Genomic DNA, 16,745 nt, shown 5'->3' on the forward strand with positions numbered 1-16,745 from the left:
TGCGGATGTCGCCGATGTGGTTCCGGACATCACCTGTCGAGAGCCTCCCCGGAGAGTTGAAACTCAAACCGGAGGCTTCAGACAGGTAGTGGCCAAGTTTGGCCAGGCCCTTGATCTGGCTAAGTTTGCTCCTCCTCCGGCGGATCCCAGAAGAGCGACATCTGCACCGGCTTCCGTGGCTTCGGGCGCCAGGAGAGCAGGTCGAGCTGGCCGGTCGACTCGACGGGGGCGGGCGCGCTCGGGGTCGCGGCGACGGGTACCGGGGCGGGTGGAGGTGGCGCAGGGGCGACGGGCGGGGTCGGCGCGGCGCCGCCCGGCACCACGCGCAGGAAGCCACGGCCGCCGGGCAGCGCGCGCGAGGTCCCCTCTGGCGTGCGGGGAGCGAGCGGCTTCGCGCTCGGCGCTGGCGTCTCGGGCACGGAGAGCAGCGCGTCGAGCAGCTCCGGAAGCTCCCAGATGTGGCTCGTCACGCCGGCCGCCATCGCGGGCGTGACGCGCGTCGTCTTCACGATGAGGCACAGGTTGTAGTGCGTCAGGCCGAGCGAGACGGCCGCCCGGTGGTGCTCCGGGTCTTTGCTGAAGGCCAAGACCAAGCGCCTCATCCGCCCGATGTGGTGCCGCAGGGTGGCGTTGTTCCTCTCGACGTGCGCGGTCGTCGCCGCTTTGATGTTCGGAGCGCCGAACACCACGCGCCGGGTCAGCCACGGGTTGCGGGGCGGTTCGTAGCGGTGATCGTCGTCGCGCTGGCCACCCCGCGAGAAGTTCTTGATGACCTGGCCGAAGTCGACGCCAGGACCGAAGCTGGCCCCGATCGCGCCCGGGTAGGCGGCGAAGCCGTCGGAGGTGATCGACGGCATGACGACGAGCCGCGCGCGCAGGTCCTTGATGAACGCGTCGGCGCTCGTCTCGTCGCGCTTCCCGACGTGCCACGTCACCACGTAGCGGCTCGGCATCGCGAGCGCCGTGAAGGCGTACGCCTCACCGAGGCCGGCCGCGTGCTCCGCTGGCGTCACCCGCGACTGCTTCTTCTGCACGAAGGACCAGACCTCATCGCTCTCGATGAGCGAGCAGGTCAAATCGCGCGCCATGGTGTTGTGGAGGCTCTGCGCGGCGACGCCGACGCGGAGCGCGAAGCGGTTGATCGTCGGCCGGCTGACGCCGGTCATGCGCTCGGTCGCGCGCTCGCTGTTGCCGTCTACAAGCGCCGCGAGCACACGCAGGCGCTTCTCCGCCGGGAGCACGTTCGCCACGGGACCCTTGCCTTCCCCCGGCGGAGGGCCCACGATCCGGTCTGCTAGGACGTCGGACGGGTCACACCGCTCGGCTTCTGCCGCCCTGCCTTCGGATACCAGCCGGAGGCGGGGCGTTTTCGTCTAAGGTCCTCTGATTATAGCGATTTTGCCGAGGAAAACCGCTCGGATCAGGGTGCAGTAGATGCCGACAGGACGGGGTATGTCCTAGCGCAGCCGGCCACAGAGTCCTGGGACCTCTTGCACAATCCGGCGGGCTTCCTCCGCCGTCGCCTTTGCGTCGTGGGCGGCGCTGTTTCTGATTCCACCAAGCGACGTTATGTGCTTTTGCGTGTTGGTGTCGTACGCACCGGCCTTGCAAAGCGCGAGGTTGAGCGGCTCAAGCGTCAACGGCTTCCCATTTGGACCGTGTGTATCAACACCATGGCTGGAGCACATCGACCGGAGATGCTGCTCAAGGACAGAGCCCGCGAGGACTGCCGCTGGCTGGTAGTATCTCTTGTCCAAGAGCTCCTCCGCTTGGTCCATGAGGCTGGCCTCCACCTCCGCCTCTACGAGATGCTTCATCTCGAAAACGTATCCTCGCTCCCATGCGTCGGCAGCGGAGCCGAGTACCCCGAACATTTCGTCTACCAGACTATACTTGAACGCCGGCTGCTTGCGTTCAAGCTCTGTCGCCATGACGTAATGCGCACTCGATTCTCCAAACACAGAACGTGTTAGAGCGAGCACGCTAGTTATCCATTTTCGACTGGCTCGCGCGTCAACTTCTGGATACGCGGATTCACCGCGCTTGGTTCCAAGAACAGCCTTGCCTTCTCGAATGAGCGAGTCAAAATTATCTTTGATTTTCTCTGGTTTCATGGCCAATACTGTTGGAGGTGCCGTATGGATATTGAGTTTGGGCGAGCGCGCAACGCTGTGCTTCAGTGCATTGACGAGTGCGCTTCGCGCGCCAGAGAGATTCGCCACAGAAAGCCTGTCGTAGCTGGTCTACTTGCGGTATTGACCTCGTGCGGGCTTTACGTTAGCTCACGCGCCGATGTGCGCGCGAACAACAACGAAGACACGCAGAGGGGGAGCGCGCCGCATGGTGGACAACGAGCAACCGGCGCGGGCTCACGCGCCGCGTGAAACACGCCTGAGCCTAGATTCTACCGGTAGGATTCGTTCGGAAACGCGATCAACGGGTGCTGAATGATCAAGGATCCCAGCGCGTTCCCGCCATGATGCCGAATAGAGACCACCCAGCCAGCTTTCGCGTAGCGCCTGGCCAGTTCCGACCAGATGCGCTTATCGATCTTCTTGTCGCCTAGAAGCTCCTTCCAGCCGGTCCACATCCGCTGATCGTATTCCCCGCGATTTGACTTGAGCTCTGCGTCTATACTGGACTCGATCTTGGTGAGTATGTCGTTGTCGTCTGCGTTCAGACGTTCAATTTCATCAGGAGTGACCATCGCTTGATCTCCCGCCCGTGAGGGGCCGTGCGGAAGCCTTCCCTTGACGCCGAGAGCGCAGGCGGCGCCATGATGGCGCGCGGAGGCGACCGCTGACTGAGGGGCCGGATCCTCCGGGGCGCGCTGCTTCCGTGGCCAGAGGATGGCCGAAAGCTGCGCCTCTGTCAATAGGCGCACGCAGCCGTCCCGGAACTATTTTACGCCGAGCTGTCTGCCCAGTCAAGCTCGAAGTGGACACGCGACCGCGGTGCGACACTGTGCGCAGACCCGGAGGGGGCGGGGGCGGCTCCGCTCCGTCGGCGCCATCTGCGCCGCAGCCGCCGCCCGTGGCCACGGCCGCGAGCACGCCGGAGCCCGAGCCCACGCCGCCGTCAGAGCCGCCGCCCGCGCCTCAGCCCCGTCGGATGGTGCAGCTGAACTTGTTCGGCGATCCACCGTCCGCAGCGGAGGAAGACTGATCTGGACCGTCCGGTCGACTAGGAGAAGCCGAGGACGGACATATATCGTCACCCCACATGCGCCGAGCGCTTGCACTAATCGCGCGTTCAGCTCCACTTCCTTCATGCGTTCGCCTCTCCAAATTTCACTCACGATGCGCCAAGGCGTACCCTCGATGCTCGTCCAGCAAAAGGCGAGCGTCCCATGGCGATCAACTGGCCCAAGCAGCGTCGCAGCACGGTGGAGAAGATACTTGAGAAGCATCCTCCAGATAGTGGGCGATGTGCCCGTGCTGCCAATGAGATATGGCCGCACGCTCAGAAGCAAGATGCTGGGGCAGCGCGGTGGGAAGTTGCTCCGAAGATGGGACGAGGGCGCTTTCTCATCGCGCCAAAGATATCGCTAGGTGGCGCACGCTGGACGTGGCACGTCTGCGTAGAAGCAGAGTCGCATTGCGTTGACTCTGTAACCAAGGCCGACGGAGAACCCAGAGCCACATATCTGGAACAGCACTTTACGCACCATGAAGAATATGAGCTTGTACCTTGGAACGGCGAGCCTATAATCACCAAGTGAAACCGCCATGCTAACGATGCGCGATCTGCTGTTGAAGTATGTCGACGAGGGCATCAGGGCGATGCGGCGAGCGCCAGCAATGTGGGGCTCACCAGAAAGCCTTGAACTGCAAGCGTTGCAACTTCTGGAATTGCGAACGTTGGTGCTGCGCCCGCAGACCTTCCAGCGCAATCATCGCGAAACGATGCGGGTGTACAGAGATTTTGTCGCGCAAGCGATGAAGGTTGAGCCGTCGCGCCTGCTCGCCTCTCTGCTTGAAGAGCGGGGCATTGTCGAAGAACTGCCAACAATGATTGCGCAGCTTTATGCCGAGTTGCAGGCGCGACTACCAGAGGAGGATCCGTTCGAGTCTGCTGACTTGGTGCTCGAGATGGCGCTCGAATCTGGCAAGGAGCCGTCATTTTCGTCGGTGTGTTCTTACTACGAACACTTTCAGAAAGCGCTCCGCGGCATCGCCCGTCACTCTGTCAAAAAAAAGGAGCGGGCGCTGGTAACGCAAGCAACAGAATACGCGATTCCAGAGATGCGCGTCATACACGACAAGGCTGGCGCACGCATGCAGGTCTCGCTTGTGCAGCCGACCGGTCAACAACTAATGCTAGATGGGTCGTCGTTCGCCGAGAACGCCGTGCGCGACGCGGTGACTCACGCCATGCATGTGGCGACGTGGGCAGACGAGGAGCAGGCACCTGAGACGTTGCATGTTCTGTTTCCGCACGAAGCGCAACGAAAGGTCATCACGGCGCAAACGATGCGCATGCTCCCAGAGCAGGGGATCCAAGAAATCAGAGTTGGCGGGCGACTGCTCGGTGGGTCGGAGCCGATATCACTAAAGCCACATCAGGCGCCTAGGTTGATACCAGTGCTAAAGGAAGGCGAAAAGCCCAAGCGGTTCGATCGCACCGGAACCGTTCGGGCTGTGGATCTGGATCAGAAATGGTTTCGCATTCGATACGGATCAACTACTATCAAATGCTGGGCTCCCGAGCATCCTGAGTGGTTACAGAAGGCCGCAGATGCGATGGCAAGTAAGCAAATGGTGCGCGTTGTAGGCGACGAGTTCAGGGCGCCATCTCGTCGTCCGTTTGTGGAAACGATGGATCTGCAGGCCGCTTAGATCGCGCGGAGTGGTGGGAGTTGCCTGGTGTCCCAGTCGCATCAGGGGACGAGCGACGGCCCGCTCGCCGTCCTCGGCCATCTCGCTATGACGGCGCTCTCGCGCAGCGCCTCGCCCGGGGGGGTACGACCTACCTGTCGTGCCGGACGAAGAGTCGGTCGATGGCGTCGAGCGCCTGGATGGCGCCGAGCGCTTGCTGAGCAGCCGCGCGCTGGTCCTTGGTTCTGGCCTCGATGAAGGCGTCGAGCGCGGCGGCCCAGAGCTTGTCGCGGTTCCACGGGCGCACGCCGGGGAAGTCGGCCAACGCGGGGACCTCGCTGGCGATGAGGGAGAGGTCGTCGGCGGTCAGTACGCGCTTCCTGAAGTCGGGGCCGCTCATCGGCGCCTCCGCAGCTTCCGAGCGAGCCTGGCCCGAGCGAGCCGGAGGCGGCTGCCCGCCGTGCCGAGCGGGATGCGGAGGATGCTGGCGATCTCGGTGCCGCCGTGGCCGAGCGCGGCGAGCACCAGCACCTCGCGAGCCCAGAGCGGCATCCCGGCGATCACCATGAGCGCCGTGCCGGCGTCGATGCGCTCGCCGACGTGTCCGGGGTCCACGCGGTCCTCGCCCGTGGCGGCCCATGGGTCGAAGACGGGCACCTCCCGGCGTCGGAAGGCGCGCTCGTGGTAGTGCGTGCAGTGGAACCTGCACACTCCGAAGAGCCAGCGCTTCAGCGCGTCCAGCGGCTCGCGTGTGCGGTCGGGCCTGTAGCGACCCGCTTGCGAGCTCATCCAGGCCCCGAGCACCACGTCCTGAACCACGTCGTCGAGATCGACGGCGCGCACACCGAGACCGCGCAGGGCGCTGCGGATGTGCGGCTCCTGCGTGGCGATCTCGGCGATGGTCAGGACGCGAGCGGGGCCAGCGTGCGGGCCCCACGGGCTCATGGGGCACCCCGGCCGCAGTGCGGGCAGCGGTCAGCTGCCGCAGGGCGCCCAAGGATGCGATCCAGCGTCGTCCCTGCCGCCTTCGCGGCGCGCAGGGCCATCGCGTGCGACCCTCCGTTGCCGCTGGCGAGCTGCTGGAGCGATCCGGCGCTGACGCCCATCACCTCGGCCAAGCAGGCCCAGGTGCCGTACAGCGCGCGCAGGTTGCGGACGGCAGCGCGGAGCCGCATGCGCTCCACGTCGGTCAGCTTGAGCGAAGGGGAACGGGGACGGCGTTGGCGCGCGGGCGCACCTCCGCCTTCTTGCTCGCCCGAAGGCGAACGGACTACGGTCAACATCGTCGGGACCTCGCGCTACGTGTGAGGTGTCGGCCACGCGGCCCGGGGTGCTGGAACACCCGCGGGCCGCACCTACTTCGGGGCCGAAGCTTAGCGACGACGTCCGTGCATCTGGCCAAACTTGGCCAGAATCACTCAACCTTGGCCACTACCTTCAGACAGCCGCCACATTGAACAATTCTTGTATCAGTGTAGCGCTCGCAGCTGGCGCGCTCAGGAGGGTGGCGGCCCATCCATCAGCGGCAGCACATCGCAGCGTCCATCCCCCGCGACCTGACGGAAGCACTTCGCCCCCGCGATCGCCTCCTCCTTACGAGGCCACCTGGATCAGCGCGTAGCTGACACTCGACGCGAGAAGGCGGCCGAGCGGCGATCGTTCGGGAGAGGGGCGCAGGCCGGCGGTGCCCCTTGGGGGCAACCGCCGGGCTTCACGGGAGCTCGCGACCGCTGGATGAAACGGGGCACACCAGCGAAGCGCGCCGCCGGATTGCGATGCCGAGCCCCGCGTCATCGTATAGGAAAGGGAGCCCATGGCGACGTGTCCCCACCTCCGCCACCTCCGCCACGTCCGACGCGCGCGCACGTTCGCGCTGCCGGCGCTCCTTGGCCTCAGCCTGCTCCCCGCGGCCGCCGCGGCGCAGCCGGCGGCGTCCGGAGAGACGCCCGCCGCCGACCCGCTGTTCGCGCCGAGACCAGCCGTGCGGCGCAGCGGGCTCGCGGCGGGCATCGCCGGAGGCCTGGCGCTCGGGAGCGCCGCCGGCTTCCAGAACGACGTCCAGAAGATCGGGTTCCAGCGCCATTACACCGAGACCGGCGTCGGGATCGGCGGGGGAGGCTACGTCTGGATCGGCGGCGCGCTCGCGGACTGGCTCACGTTCGGCGCGGCCTTCGGCGGACACGGCCTGAGCGCAGCCGACCACGCCTCCCTCGCCGGCGGGTTCATGCTCCACACCGAGGTCTTCCCGCTCTTCTCGCTCGCGGATCGGTGGAGGGACGTCGGCGTCACCTTCGACGCCGGCACGGGCGTCGCGTACACGACCGCCGACACAGGCGGCGCCGAGGTCATCGACGGCGCCCTGCCGGCCCGCATCGGAGGCGGCGTGTTCTACGAGGGGATCCGGCTCTGGAAGGTGGCGATGGGCCCGTGGCTCTACGCCGACTACACATGGAGCACGTCCGTCCGCCAGCCAGGGTTCTACCTGGGGTGGCGCACCGCCCTCTACACCGGGCCCTGACCGGACGGCGGCCTGGTCCTCGACGTCGCGGCGCTGAGCTCGAGCGGGCTCCGCCGCGCCTGCGCGTCCCCCTCCGGGAGCGCCAGCGTGAGCCGGACGCCGCGCCGGATGAGCTGCATCGCCACGTACGACGCCATGCCCACCAGGATCCTCCGGCCGATCTCGCGGGACACGCTCGGCTTGCCGCGCGGCGCCACCCGCTCCGGGTGCCGCCAGAAGCGCACGAGCGCGCGGAGGCGCTCGCCGCCCAGCCGCTCGCTGCGCGCGCGCGCCCCCTTGATCAGCGCGATCGCCGCCGCGCCGCCCGCGATCGCGAGCAGGAGCCCGCCGGCCAGCACCTCGGGGCCGTGCCGGCGCACCCGCGACCGCACGTCGACGAGCGCGTGGCGCCGCCGATCGAGCGCCTCGATCGTGTGCATCAGCCGGTCGCGCAGCTCGTCCGCCCTGCGCTCGAAGTCCGCGCGTTGACCGTTCAGCCCCTTCATACGAGCTCCCGGACCAGCCGGACGTCCGCACCGAGGCGGCCCCGGGTCCTCTCGAGCGGCCTCCTCGGCGCGCGCTTGTAGCCGACCGCGCCCACCACGATCGCCAGCGCGATGAACGCGAGCCCGATCAGCAGCGCCGGCAGCGGCGCCGGCGCGATCGCCAGCGCGATCGCGACGAGCACCAGCGCGACCCCGAGGAGCGCCGCGGCCGCCGCGGCGCCGAGAGCGACGCACGACGCCTTCGCCCGCGAGATCTCCTCGTTCATCTCGTCGCGCGCCAGCGCGACCTCCACCTGCATCAGCTCCCTGGCCTCGGCGATCGCCTCCTTCACGAGATCTGCCGTCGAGCTCTCCGGCCTGGGATCCACCTGCCTCATGGGACACCTCTTCGCCTCGCGGCGTGAACGCGCTCGGGGGCGGCGCAGGCAGCCGGCGGCGCGCGGGCCACCGCCGAGCCCCCCGCCACCGACTGCGCCACGCCACCCTCGCCGTGCGTCGCTGTGCATACAGCGCGCCAGCCCCATCCTCGCGGAGGCGTGCGCGCTGCGCGGCCCTCGCGGAGGCCGCGCCATGCGGCCGCCGCGCCCGCTCTCGCCCTCTGTCCACTCTCCGCGCGGCGGGCGATCAGGGCAGGACGCCGGAGACCACGCGCTCGTGCCCGCCGTAGTCGAGGTGCCTCGAGACGCCGCCGAACCCCGCCGCGGCGAAGAGCTCTGCCACCGCGCCCGCCTTGCCGGCCTCGACCTCCATGGCCAGCACCCCGCCGGCGGCGAGCAAGGCCGGCGCGGCCGCGACGATCCGGCGCGTGAAGACGAGGCCGTCCGGGCCCCCCGCGAGCGCGAGGTGGGGCTCGTAGCCGCGGATGTCGATCTGCAGCGCGGCGACGTCCTCGTCCGGAATGTACGGTGGGTTCGCGGTGATCAGGTCGAAGCGAAGGCCGGACGGCACGCCGGCGAAGAGATCCGAGCGCAGGAACCCCGCGTTGACCGCGCCGAGGCGGAGCGCGTTCTCGCGGGCGACGGCGAGCGCGCCGTCCGAGATGTCGACGCCGAGGACGCGGCTGGTCGGCCGCTCGCACGCGAGGCTGATGGCGACGCAGCCCGACCCGGTGCACAGGTCGAGCACGCGCGCGGAGAGGGCCAGGTGCCTCGTCCGGGCGAGGCCGACCTCGACGAGGATCTCGGTGTCGGGGCGGGGGATGAGCACGCGCGGATCGACGCGGAACGGGCGGCCGTAGAACTCCCGCACACCGAGGAGATAGGCGACCGGCTCGCCGGCGCGGCGGCGCTGGTGCAGCTCGCGGTAGGCGGCGAGCTCGGCCCGGTCGAGCGGCCGCTCGGCGTCGATGAGCAGCCCGACGCGATCGATGCCCAGCACCTTGCCGAGCAGGAGCTCGGCGTCGAGGCGCGCCGAGGACGCGCCGCGCTTCTTCAGGTCGCCCGTGGCCCAGGTGATCACGCGCCGGATCGTCCAGGCCTCGCTCTGCTGCTCGCCTTCGGACATGGTCACGGGAGCGGGGCGGCGGCGACGGCGTCGCGGACGGCGGCGGTGACGACGGCCTCGACCTCGGCGCGGGCCGCGTCGCGGTCCGCGGCGGACCGCCCCTCGAACCGCAGCACCAGGATCGGGCCGGTGTTGGAGGCGCGGCAGAGGCCCCAGGCCCCGCCGCCGAAGTCGATGCGCGCGCCGTCGATGTCCACGACCGGACGGGCGCGGCGGAAGTGCTCGGTCACGCGGCGGACGACCTCGAACTTCACCGCGTCGGGGCAGTCGACGCGGATCTCGGGGGTGGCGAACGTCTCCGGCACGTCGGCGAGCAGCTCGCCGAGGGGCCGCCGCGCCCGGGCGACGATCTCGAGCAGGCGGACCGTCGCGTAGATCGCGTCGTCGAACCCGAACCACCGATCGGCGAAGAACATGTGCCCGCTCATCTCGCCGGCGAGCAGGGCGCCCTCCTCTTTCATCTTGGTCTTGATCAGCGAGTGGCCCGTCTTCCAGAGGATGGGGCGCCCGCCGCGCGCGGCGATGTCGGCGTAGAGCGTCTCGGAGCACTTCACCTCCCCGAGCACGGCCGAGCCGGGGCGCTCCGCGAGGAGCGAGCGCGCGAACAGGAGCAGCAGCTTGTCCCCCCAGAGCACCTCGCCGCGCTCGTCGACGACGCCGATCCGATCGCCGTCGCCGTCCCACGCGACGCCGAGCGCGGCGCCGGTCGCGAGCACGCGGGCGCGGAGCGCCTCGAGGTTCTCGGGCACGGTCGGGTCCGGGTGGTGGTTCGGGAAGAGGCCGTCGATGTCGCAGAAGAGCGCGTCCGGCGCGAAGCCGAGCGCCTCGAGCGTCCGGACGCCGAGCGGGCCGGCCGCGCCGTTGCCGGCGTCGATCACGAAGCGGACGTCGGTGCCGGGCAGGCGGGCCGCGGCGCGCACCGCCGCGATGTAGTCCTCCGCGAGATCGACCTCGGTGAGCGCGCCCCGCGCCGCCGCGCCGCCGCGGCCATCGGCGCCGCCCTGCTCGATGAGGCCGGCGAGCGCCTGGATGTCCTCGCCGAAGAACGAGGCCTTGCCGCGCATGAGCTTGAACCCGTTGTCCGGCGCCGGGTTGTGGCTCGCCGTGATCATGATCGCGCCGTCGGCGTGGAGGTGGTGCGCCGCGAAGTAGAGCAGCGGCGTCGGCCCGATCCCCGCCGAGATCACGTCGGCGCCGCCAGCGAGCAGGCCGTCCGTGAGGGCGGAGAACAGCCGGTCGCTCGAGAGGCGGCCGTCCCGGCAGACCGCCACCTCCGGCCGAGCCCGGCGAGGAGGCGCCCCCGCGGCGAGCTCGCGGCCGAGGAGCCTGGCGAACGCGGCGCCGAGCTCGCGCGCAAGCTCGCTCGTGAGGTCGCGCTCGGCGGCGCCGCGGATGTCGTACTCGCGGAAGATGTGTCGGGGGACCTTCATGGACCAGGCAGAGGAGCGCGCGGCGCCCGCGCTGCACGGCGGGCCGGCGCCCAGGACGCTCTGACACGGCGCAATCGTGGGCGAAACGAAAAACGCCGCCCGCGCAGCGTGGGCTCGCCGGCTCGTCGTCGCGCTCGCCGCCGCCTCGCCGCGCCGTCATCGCGATCGCGCCGCCTCGCCTCGCCGACATCGCGATCGCGCCGCCGCGCCGCCTCGCTGGCTCACGGATTGCGTTCCTGGCCGCCGGGCGGGTAACTTGGGCGCGTGGAGCCCAGGACCACATGATGACGCGCGCACAGAGGACCGGTCTCGCTGCCGTGGTGGCCCTCCTCGCTTGCAGCAACGCCGCCCATGCGGCGGAGCCGTCGCCCACCGCCCTGCCGATCACCGTCGTCGTCCTCCGGACAGACGACGCCTACGACCAGGCCGGCGCGCTGACCCAGGCGCTCCGCTCCGCCATCAAGGACGCCCCGGGGTGGTCGGTCCGCGAGGAGGATTTCTCGCTCGAGGTCCTGACGCTCTCCCTCCAGTGCGACGATCGGCCCGACGCGGGCTGCCAGGCCCGCATCGCCGACCAGATCAAGAGCGACCGCTACATCTGGGGCATGCTCCGCAAGAGCAGCGACACCGAGGTCGAGGGCGAGCTGCACCTCTGGACCCGCGGCAAGCCCGAATCGAGCGTGCCGGTGAAGTACAGCGCGAACCTCACCGAGGCCAACGACGAGCCGCTCCGCAAGATCGCCGCGGAAGCGATCGCGAAGCTGACCGGCGGGCCGCCGAGCGGGGCTCTCCGCGTGAGGACGGGCGCCGCGCAGGCGAGCGTCTTCATCGACGGAAAGCCGGCCGGCAACGTGCACAACGGCGAGGCGACCTTCACGGTCACGGCCGGGCCGCACGACGTGCGCGTGAAGTCGGCCGGCTTCCTCGACTCCCAGGCGTCGGTCGTGGTCCTGCCCGTCGCCACGACGGACGTCGCGCTCAGCCAGATGCCAGCCGAATCGACGCAGACCAACTGGAAGCGCATGGGCGGGTTCATCGGCCTCGGCGCGGGCGCGGTGTTCGGCTCCGTCGCCGTCATCAGCTCCGTCCAGGTCGCGAGCATCCAGAGCGACGCGCGGTACGTGGCCTACCGAGGGCTGTTCACGGAGAACGTGGAGGACGTCTGCGCGCTCGAGAACCGCAGGGCCATCCAGGACGACTTCACCGCCGACGCGAAGACCGCCCGCAAGGGCATCGAGCTCTGCGAGAAGGCCGACACGTTCATGGCGCTCCAGTACGTCTTCTACCCGCTGGCGGTGGCGTCCGCGGGCGTCGGCGCGTACCTGCTCGTGACGAGCGACGGCCAGCGCGCGGAGCGCGCCGGCTGGAGCGTGCAGCCCAGCGTCGGCCTCGGCGGCGGCGGCGTCGACGTGACGTACCGCTGGTGAGCTCTGCCTCGCTGCCCGCGGTGACGGGGGGACGACCGTGCGGGTGATCGCCGGCCGGCTCGGCGGGCGGAGGCTCGCCGCGCCGCGCGGCGAGGGCACGCGGCCGACGGCGGACCGCGTGCGCGAGGCGCTCTTCTCCTCGCTCGGCGACGTCACCGGCGCGCTCGTCTGCGACCTGTACGCCGGCACCGGCGCGCTCGGCATCGAGGCGCTCTCGCGCGGCGCGCGGCGCGCGGTCTTCGTCGAGAGCGGCCGCCCCGCGCTCGCCGTGCTCCGCGAGAACCTCGCCGCGCTCGGCCTCGACGAGGCGGCGCGGGTCGTCCCGCTCCCCGTCGAGCGCGCGCTCGATCTGCTCCGCGACGAGGGCCCCTTCGACCTCGCCCTGCTCGATCCGCCCTACGCCGTCCTGGCCAAGGCCGCCGCCGCGGCCGCGCGCCTCGCCGGCCCGCTCGGCTTGCTCGCCCCGGAAGGGCGCCTCGTCCTCGAGCACGCGCGCCGCGATCCCTCCCCGGAGATCGCCGGGCTCACCTGCGCCGCGAGCCGCGCCTACGGTGACACCGCGGTGTCGTTCTACACGCGCTGAAGCCGCCTGCGCGCGGCGCTGTCGCGTTCATCCGGGGCGCATCCAGTTTCCTGGCGCGCTTCCCTGCCCGCCCTTGTAGACTCGCCCCCGCCGGACGCGCCCGCGTCTCGGCTCCGGCGCACGACGGTCCCGCCGAAGCGGCCGGACCTCGCGCGTCTCTCCGGGAGGACTTCTCAACGTGTCCGCATCGATGCCTCCGTCGTCCCAGCAGATCCCGGGAAAATCCGGCGGCCCTGGGCCTTACATCGCAGGAATGGTCGTCCTTGCTGCGCTCATGGCGGGCCTGCTCTACTGGAAGCTTCGCCCGGAGCCGGCCGCGCCGCCTGCCGCGCCGACCGCCGCTGTCCCCGCCGAGACGAAGCCCGCGGAGCCTCCGCCGCTGTTCGCGCCCCCGCCGCCGCCGCCCGTCGAGGAGGTCGAGGACGCCGGCGTGGACGCCGGCAAGGTCGCGTCGGGGCAGGGCCCGGCCACCACAGGCAAGTCGCCTTGCTCCGGCAAGTGCGGCGACGGCGCGACCTCGCCCGCGCTCGACTCCGCCGTCCTGGGGCTCGCTCGCTCGGCGCAGGGTTGTTATAACCGCGCGCTGCGCACCTCGGAGGTCTCCGGCAAGCTGACGGTGAGCGTGCAGGTGGCCTCCACCGGCGCGGTGTGCAGCGCCTCGATCCTCAACGACACGGTGGGCTCGGGCGAGATTGCGTCTTGCGTCCTGGGACGTTTCCGCGGCAAATCACTGCCTCCGCCGCAGAGCGGATGCGTCGTGGTGAACGTTCCGATCAACTTCACCATCAAGCAATAGGAAGCAGCCGATGCGAACGCTCCCCCCCCGGATGGCCAGCTTGCTCCTCCTCGCGCTCGCGCTCGCGCCGCTCGTCCTGCAGAGCGCCGCGTGCCACGTCGATGAAGGGACCACGGCGCTCTGCGACAACAACCTCGACGCCGACCAGGGAATCGAGAACGATCCGGCCGGTTGTTATCAGCTCCCGTCCTGCGTGGTGAACGGCCAGCTGGCGGCCCCTGAGGAGTGCTGCAAGAACGCGGAGGGCCTCGTCAACCTGGAGTGCGTCAAGGGGTATGCGTCGCGGACCTCCTCGGCCAGCACGGGCGGCGACGGCGGCTCGGACGGCGACGGCGGCTCGGACGGCGACGGCGGCTCGGACGGCGACGGGGGAAGCGGCGGCGCGGGTGGTGCCGGCGGCTCGGGTGGCGCGGGCGGCGCCGGGGGGAGCGGCGGCTAGGCCGCGCGCGTCGATCGCGCCGTGGCGAGGAGCGCCGCTTCGAGCCGGGGGATCCTGCTCTCGGTCGCCTACGACGGGCGCCCGTTCGCGGGCTTCGCTCGCCAGCGCGACCAGCGCACGGTCTCGGGAGAGCTGCTCGGCGCGCTGCGGGTCATCGACCCCGGCATCCGCGAGATCCGCGGCGCGAGCCGCACCGACGCGGGCGTCCACGCGCGCGACCAGCGGGTCGCCTTCGACACGACGGCGCCGCTGCCGACGCGCGGCTGGGTCCTCGCGACCGCGCGCCACCTCCCGGACGAGATCGTGATCCGGCGCGCGGCCGTGGTGCGCCTCGGGTTCTCGCCGCGCTTCGAGAGCCTCCGCAAGCGCTACCGCTACCTGGTCCTCCGGGATCTGGTCCGAGACCCTTTCCTCAGCCGTCGCGCCTGGCGGGTCGAGGGCATCACGGACGAGGCGATCGAGCGGGCGCGCGCCGAGGCGCTCGCCGCGAAGGGCACCCACGACTTCGCCGCGTTCCGGACGAGCGCGGACGAGCGGACGACCACGGTGCGGACGCTGTACGGCGTCGAGCTGTCGCTCGATCCCGCGGACCCGCGCGTCGTGCGGATCGACGTCGAGGGGAACGCGTTCCTGCACAACATGGTGCGCATCCTGGTCGGCACCTTGATGGACGTGGCGCGCGGCCACCTCGCGCCCGGCGCGATCGCGCGCGCGCTCTCGTCGCTGGACCGCCGCGACGCAGGGATCACGGCGCCGCCGGACGGGCTCTACCTCGAGCGCATCCACCTGCGCGACGACGGGCAAGAGGCCTGGCCGGCGGGGCCTTCCGACGGAAGCTCGGGGGACGGGGACGACGCCGAACCGACGGACCTCGGCGCGCCGGCGGAGCACGCCCCCGAGGAGTGACGCCGCCCGTCGCCGCGCGTCACACAGAATCCACCGCGGACGCATGGACGGCCCGCGCTCGCCTTGGTAGCACAGCGACGTGCACGTCGGACTGGACCGCCTCCCGGATCTTCCGCAGCTCCAGCGCCTCCGTTCGACTCGCCTGGGGGTGCTTGCGCACCCGGCGAGCGTCGATCGCGAGCTGACCCACATCGCCTTCGTCCTCGAGCGCCTCCGCCTGCGCCCGCGCCTCTTCTTCGGCCCGGAGCACGGCTATGGCGGCGAGGCGCAGGACATGGCGACGGTGATGAGCAGCGTCGACGCGCGCTCCGGCGCGGGCATCGTCAGCCTGTACGGCGAGAGCTTCGAAGATCTCTCCCCTTCCGCGGCGGATCTCGCGCAGATCGACGTGCTCCTCATCGATCTCGCCGACGTCGGCGCGCGGTACTACACGTTCGTCTGGACGGCGCTCCTCGCGCTGCGGGCGGCGCACGCGGCGGGCGTGCACGTCGTGCTGCTCGACAGGCCGAACCCCCTCGGGGGCGCGGCGGAGAGCGTCGAGGGCGCGACGCAGGCGCGGGGGTTCCTGTCGTTCGTGGGCCTGGAGCCGGTGCCCATCCGCCACTCGCTCACGGTGGGCGAGCTGCTCGCGCTCTTCGCGCGGCGCGAGGGCATCCCGCTCGGCGACGTCGCCTGCGGGCTGCAGGTCGTGGCGGTCGAGGGGCATCGCCGGGAGGCGCTCGCGTCGGGGTGGGATCGCCCGTTCGTCTTGCCGTCGCCCAACATGCCGACGGCGGACACCGCGCTCGTCTACCCGGGCGGCTGCCTGCTGGAGGGGACGAACCTGTCGGAGGGCCGGGGCACGACGCGCCCGTTCGAGATCGTGGGCGCCCCCTGGCTCGACGGCCGCGATCTCGCCGCGCGCCTCGCGTCCACGGCGCTGCCGGGCTTCGTCGCGCGGCCGCTCACCTTCCGGCCCACCTTCCAGAAGCACGCGGGCAAGATCTGCGGCGGCGTCCAGATCCACGTCACCGATCCGCGCGCCTTCCTCCCGGTCGCGACGTACGTCGCGCTCATCGCGTTCGCCTGCAGGCAGCAGCCGGAGCAGTTCCGCTTCCGCACCGAGCGGTACGAGTACGTCGACACGATCCCGGCCTTCGATCTGCTCACCGGCTCCGCTGCCGCGCGCCTCGCCATCGAGGCCGGCGAGGATCCGCTGGCGATCGCCATGGAGGTGTCGCGCGCGGATCCGGCCTGGCCCGAGGTGATGCGGGAGGCGCAGGCGGCCGTCTCCGCCTGCTGAGCGCCGCCCGCGCGGCTCAGCGATCGTAGCGGTCGTACGGCTCCTGCCGAGAGGCGGCGCCGGTCGAGTACCTCGTGGTGAGGGCGACGAGCACGAGCGCGAGCCCGGTGACCACGAAGAAGGTCCGCGCCGGGAGATCGGCGGAGAACCCGAACAGCCAGGGCGACGCGAGGAGCGCGGCGGCGAGGGAGGTCTCCAGCGCGCCGTGCACCGAAAACGGGATCATCCTGGCCGCGCCGAGCGGCTGATCGGACAGCAGCGTCACGACGAGGTGCGCCACGGCGGCGACGTAGCAGACCGCCGTGGGCACCGGATCGAGGCGGAGCGCGAGCGGCGCGAGCGCGAGCAGGACGACGACCGCGTAATCGACGTATCCATGGTGGCGGGGAGATAGAAGCTTCATCGGTGCCTCCTTGGAGGAGCTCCCCTCAGCCGGTGCATCGCATGTGCCGGTGAGCGGCTGTCGGCGCGCGCGCCCCGGCCGCTCCGGAACGCAGCGCCGGCCAGGATCAGCGTGGTTGTCGCTCGCCCGGGACGGGCAGGAGGGGTGCTCGTCGTG

At 70.5% G+C, this 16,745-nt stretch carries 19 protein-coding genes; 8 read left to right on the plus strand and 11 right to left on the minus strand.

The genetic code is table 11. The annotated features are described in order from the left end of the window. Positions 1–119: 119 nt before the first annotated feature. From WME95_RS43985 to WME95_RS43995, 3 genes are all read right to left on the minus strand, one after another. Positions 120–1,250: an IS1 family transposase gene (locus WME95_RS43985; protein WP_437905172.1), complete on the minus strand. Its 1,131-nt coding sequence runs from the start codon at positions 1,248–1,250 to the stop codon at positions 120–122. A 207-nt stretch (positions 1,251–1,457) separates the two neighbouring features. Beyond that, complete coding sequence (locus tag WME95_RS43990; RefSeq protein WP_437905173.1) at positions 1,458–2,114, minus strand: DUF4145 domain-containing protein; 657 nt, start codon at positions 2,112–2,114, stop codon at positions 1,458–1,460. 290 nt (positions 2,115–2,404) lie between these two features. Continuing rightward, on the minus strand, positions 2,405–2,707 hold the full coding sequence (locus tag WME95_RS43995) for a hypothetical protein (RefSeq protein ID WP_437905174.1): 303 nt from the start codon (positions 2,705–2,707) through the stop codon (positions 2,405–2,407). Between the two features lie 1,030 nt (positions 2,708–3,737). Between WME95_RS43995 and WME95_RS44000 the strand changes: the two genes are divergently transcribed. Further along, on the plus strand, positions 3,738–4,838 hold the full coding sequence (locus tag WME95_RS44000) for a hypothetical protein (RefSeq protein WP_437905175.1): 1,101 nt from the start codon (positions 3,738–3,740) through the stop codon (positions 4,836–4,838). Between the two features lie 130 nt (positions 4,839–4,968). On the opposite strand, the gene WME95_RS44005 is transcribed toward WME95_RS44000, so the two are convergent. Genes WME95_RS44005 through WME95_RS44015 form a run of 3 tightly spaced genes read right to left on the minus strand, consistent with a single transcriptional unit; the run spans position 4,969 to position 5,992 of the window. After that, on the minus strand, positions 4,969–5,217 hold the full coding sequence (locus WME95_RS44005) for a hypothetical protein (protein WP_437905176.1): 249 nt from the start codon (positions 5,215–5,217) through the stop codon (positions 4,969–4,971). After that, entirely contained in the window at positions 5,214–5,762 is a 549-nt protein-coding gene (locus WME95_RS44010) for an RNA polymerase sigma factor (protein ID WP_437905177.1), read from the minus strand. The genes WME95_RS44005 and WME95_RS44010 overlap by 4 nt, the downstream gene beginning before the upstream one ends. Next, positions 5,759–5,992, minus strand: coding sequence for a transcriptional regulator (locus tag WME95_RS44015; RefSeq protein WP_437905178.1), 234 nt, complete (start codon positions 5,990–5,992; stop codon positions 5,759–5,761). Before WME95_RS44015 ends, WME95_RS44010 begins: the two co-directional genes overlap by 4 nt. A 638-nt stretch (positions 5,993–6,630) precedes the next feature. Here WME95_RS44015 and WME95_RS44020 point away from each other — a divergent pair. Continuing rightward, a complete protein-coding gene (locus WME95_RS44020; protein ID WP_437905179.1) occupies positions 6,631–7,335 on the plus strand; it encodes a hypothetical protein in 705 nt (234 codons plus the stop codon). Here WME95_RS44020 and WME95_RS44025 read toward each other — a convergent pair. The 4 genes from WME95_RS44025 to WME95_RS44040 form a co-directional block, all read right to left on the minus strand. Next, entirely contained in the window at positions 7,320–7,820 is a 501-nt protein-coding gene (locus tag WME95_RS44025) for a hypothetical protein (RefSeq protein ID WP_437905180.1), read from the minus strand. The genes WME95_RS44020 and WME95_RS44025 overlap by 16 nt on opposite strands. Then, positions 7,817–8,197, minus strand: coding sequence for a phage holin family protein (locus WME95_RS44030; RefSeq protein ID WP_437546708.1), 381 nt, complete (start codon positions 8,195–8,197; stop codon positions 7,817–7,819). Before WME95_RS44030 ends, WME95_RS44025 begins: the two co-directional genes overlap by 4 nt. Before the next feature lie 247 nt (positions 8,198–8,444). Further along, positions 8,445–9,323 (minus strand): peptide chain release factor N(5)-glutamine methyltransferase, encoded by an 879-nt coding sequence (gene prmC, locus WME95_RS44035; RefSeq protein WP_437905181.1) that lies wholly within the window; start codon positions 9,321–9,323, stop codon positions 8,445–8,447. A 2-nt stretch (positions 9,324–9,325) separates the two neighbouring features. Further along, the gene (locus WME95_RS44040; RefSeq protein ID WP_437905182.1) at positions 9,326–10,753 is read right to left on the minus strand and encodes a phosphomannomutase/phosphoglucomutase; all 1,428 of its coding nucleotides are present in this window, start codon (positions 10,751–10,753) and stop codon (positions 9,326–9,328) included. A gap of 281 nt (positions 10,754–11,034) precedes the next feature. On the opposite strand from WME95_RS44040, the gene WME95_RS44045 reads away from it, so the two are divergent. From WME95_RS44045 to WME95_RS44070, 6 genes are all read left to right on the plus strand, one after another. Further along, positions 11,035–12,180 (plus strand): hypothetical protein, encoded by a 1,146-nt coding sequence (locus tag WME95_RS44045; RefSeq protein WP_437905183.1) that lies wholly within the window; start codon positions 11,035–11,037, stop codon positions 12,178–12,180. A 37-nt stretch (positions 12,181–12,217) separates the two neighbouring features. Then, positions 12,218–12,763: a 16S rRNA (guanine(966)-N(2))-methyltransferase RsmD gene (gene rsmD / locus WME95_RS44050; RefSeq protein WP_437546715.1), complete on the plus strand. Its 546-nt coding sequence runs from the start codon at positions 12,218–12,220 to the stop codon at positions 12,761–12,763. Between the two features lie 253 nt (positions 12,764–13,016). Beyond that, positions 13,017–13,559 carry an AgmX/PglI C-terminal domain-containing protein gene (locus WME95_RS44055; RefSeq protein ID WP_437546716.1) on the plus strand — a complete coding sequence of 181 codons (543 nt, stop codon included), beginning with the start codon at positions 13,017–13,019 and terminating at the stop codon, positions 13,557–13,559. 10 nt (positions 13,560–13,569) lie between these two features. Further along, positions 13,570–13,998 carry a hypothetical protein gene (locus tag WME95_RS44060; protein ID WP_437905184.1) on the plus strand — a complete coding sequence of 143 codons (429 nt, stop codon included), beginning with the start codon at positions 13,570–13,572 and terminating at the stop codon, positions 13,996–13,998. 21 nt (positions 13,999–14,019) lie between these two features. Continuing rightward, positions 14,020–14,904: a tRNA pseudouridine(38-40) synthase TruA gene (gene truA / locus WME95_RS44065; protein WP_437905185.1), complete on the plus strand. Its 885-nt coding sequence runs from the start codon at positions 14,020–14,022 to the stop codon at positions 14,902–14,904. Positions 14,905–14,983: 79 nt separating this feature from the next. Continuing rightward, entirely contained in the window at positions 14,984–16,186 is a 1,203-nt protein-coding gene (locus tag WME95_RS44070; RefSeq protein WP_437905186.1) for an exo-beta-N-acetylmuramidase NamZ family protein, read from the plus strand. 16 nt (positions 16,187–16,202) lie between these two features. Here WME95_RS44070 and WME95_RS44075 read toward each other — a convergent pair whose 3' ends face one another. Then, entirely contained in the window at positions 16,203–16,589 is a 387-nt protein-coding gene (locus WME95_RS44075) for an SPW repeat domain-containing protein (protein ID WP_437546723.1), read from the minus strand. Positions 16,590–16,745: the final 156 nt, after the last annotated feature.

It is taken from the genome of Sorangium sp. So ce327 (genome assembly GCF_051530205.1).
Classification (GTDB): domain Bacteria; phylum Myxococcota_A; class Polyangia; order Polyangiales; family Polyangiaceae; genus Sorangium; species Sorangium cellulosum_B.

Excerpts from the sequence above, each read along its gene's own strand:
- WME95_RS43990 (WP_437905173.1), bottom strand. The coding sequence starts at position 2,114 with ATGAAACCAGAGAAAATCAAAGATAATTTTGACTCGCTCATTCGAGAA.
- WME95_RS43995 (WP_437905174.1), bottom strand. The coding sequence starts at position 2,707 with ATGGTCACTCCTGATGAAATTGAACGTCTGAACGCAGACGACAACGAC.
- WME95_RS44000 (WP_437905175.1), top strand. The coding sequence starts at position 3,738 with ATGCGCGATCTGCTGTTGAAGTATGTCGACGAGGGCATCAGGGCGATG.
- WME95_RS44005 (WP_437905176.1), bottom strand. The coding sequence starts at position 5,217 with ATGAGCGGCCCCGACTTCAGGAAGCGCGTACTGACCGCCGACGACCTC.
- WME95_RS44010 (WP_437905177.1), bottom strand. The coding sequence starts at position 5,762 with ATGAGCCCGTGGGGCCCGCACGCTGGCCCCGCTCGCGTCCTGACCATC.
- WME95_RS44015 (WP_437905178.1), bottom strand. The coding sequence starts at position 5,992 with ATGCGGCTCCGCGCTGCCGTCCGCAACCTGCGCGCGCTGTACGGCACC.
- WME95_RS44020 (WP_437905179.1), top strand. The coding sequence starts at position 6,631 with ATGGCGACGTGTCCCCACCTCCGCCACCTCCGCCACGTCCGACGCGCG.
- WME95_RS44025 (WP_437905180.1), bottom strand. The coding sequence starts at position 7,820 with ATGAAGGGGCTGAACGGTCAACGCGCGGACTTCGAGCGCAGGGCGGAC.
- WME95_RS44030 (WP_437546708.1), bottom strand. The coding sequence starts at position 8,197 with ATGAGGCAGGTGGATCCCAGGCCGGAGAGCTCGACGGCAGATCTCGTG.
- prmC (WP_437905181.1), bottom strand. The coding sequence starts at position 9,323 with ATGTCCGAAGGCGAGCAGCAGAGCGAGGCCTGGACGATCCGGCGCGTG.
- WME95_RS44040 (WP_437905182.1), bottom strand. The coding sequence starts at position 10,753 with ATGAAGGTCCCCCGACACATCTTCCGCGAGTACGACATCCGCGGCGCC.
- WME95_RS44045 (WP_437905183.1), top strand. The coding sequence starts at position 11,035 with ATGATGACGCGCGCACAGAGGACCGGTCTCGCTGCCGTGGTGGCCCTC.
- WME95_RS44055 (WP_437546716.1), top strand. The coding sequence starts at position 13,017 with ATGGTCGTCCTTGCTGCGCTCATGGCGGGCCTGCTCTACTGGAAGCTT.
- WME95_RS44060 (WP_437905184.1), top strand. The coding sequence starts at position 13,570 with ATGCGAACGCTCCCCCCCCGGATGGCCAGCTTGCTCCTCCTCGCGCTC.
- WME95_RS44075 (WP_437546723.1), bottom strand. The coding sequence starts at position 16,589 with ATGAAGCTTCTATCTCCCCGCCACCATGGATACGTCGATTACGCGGTC.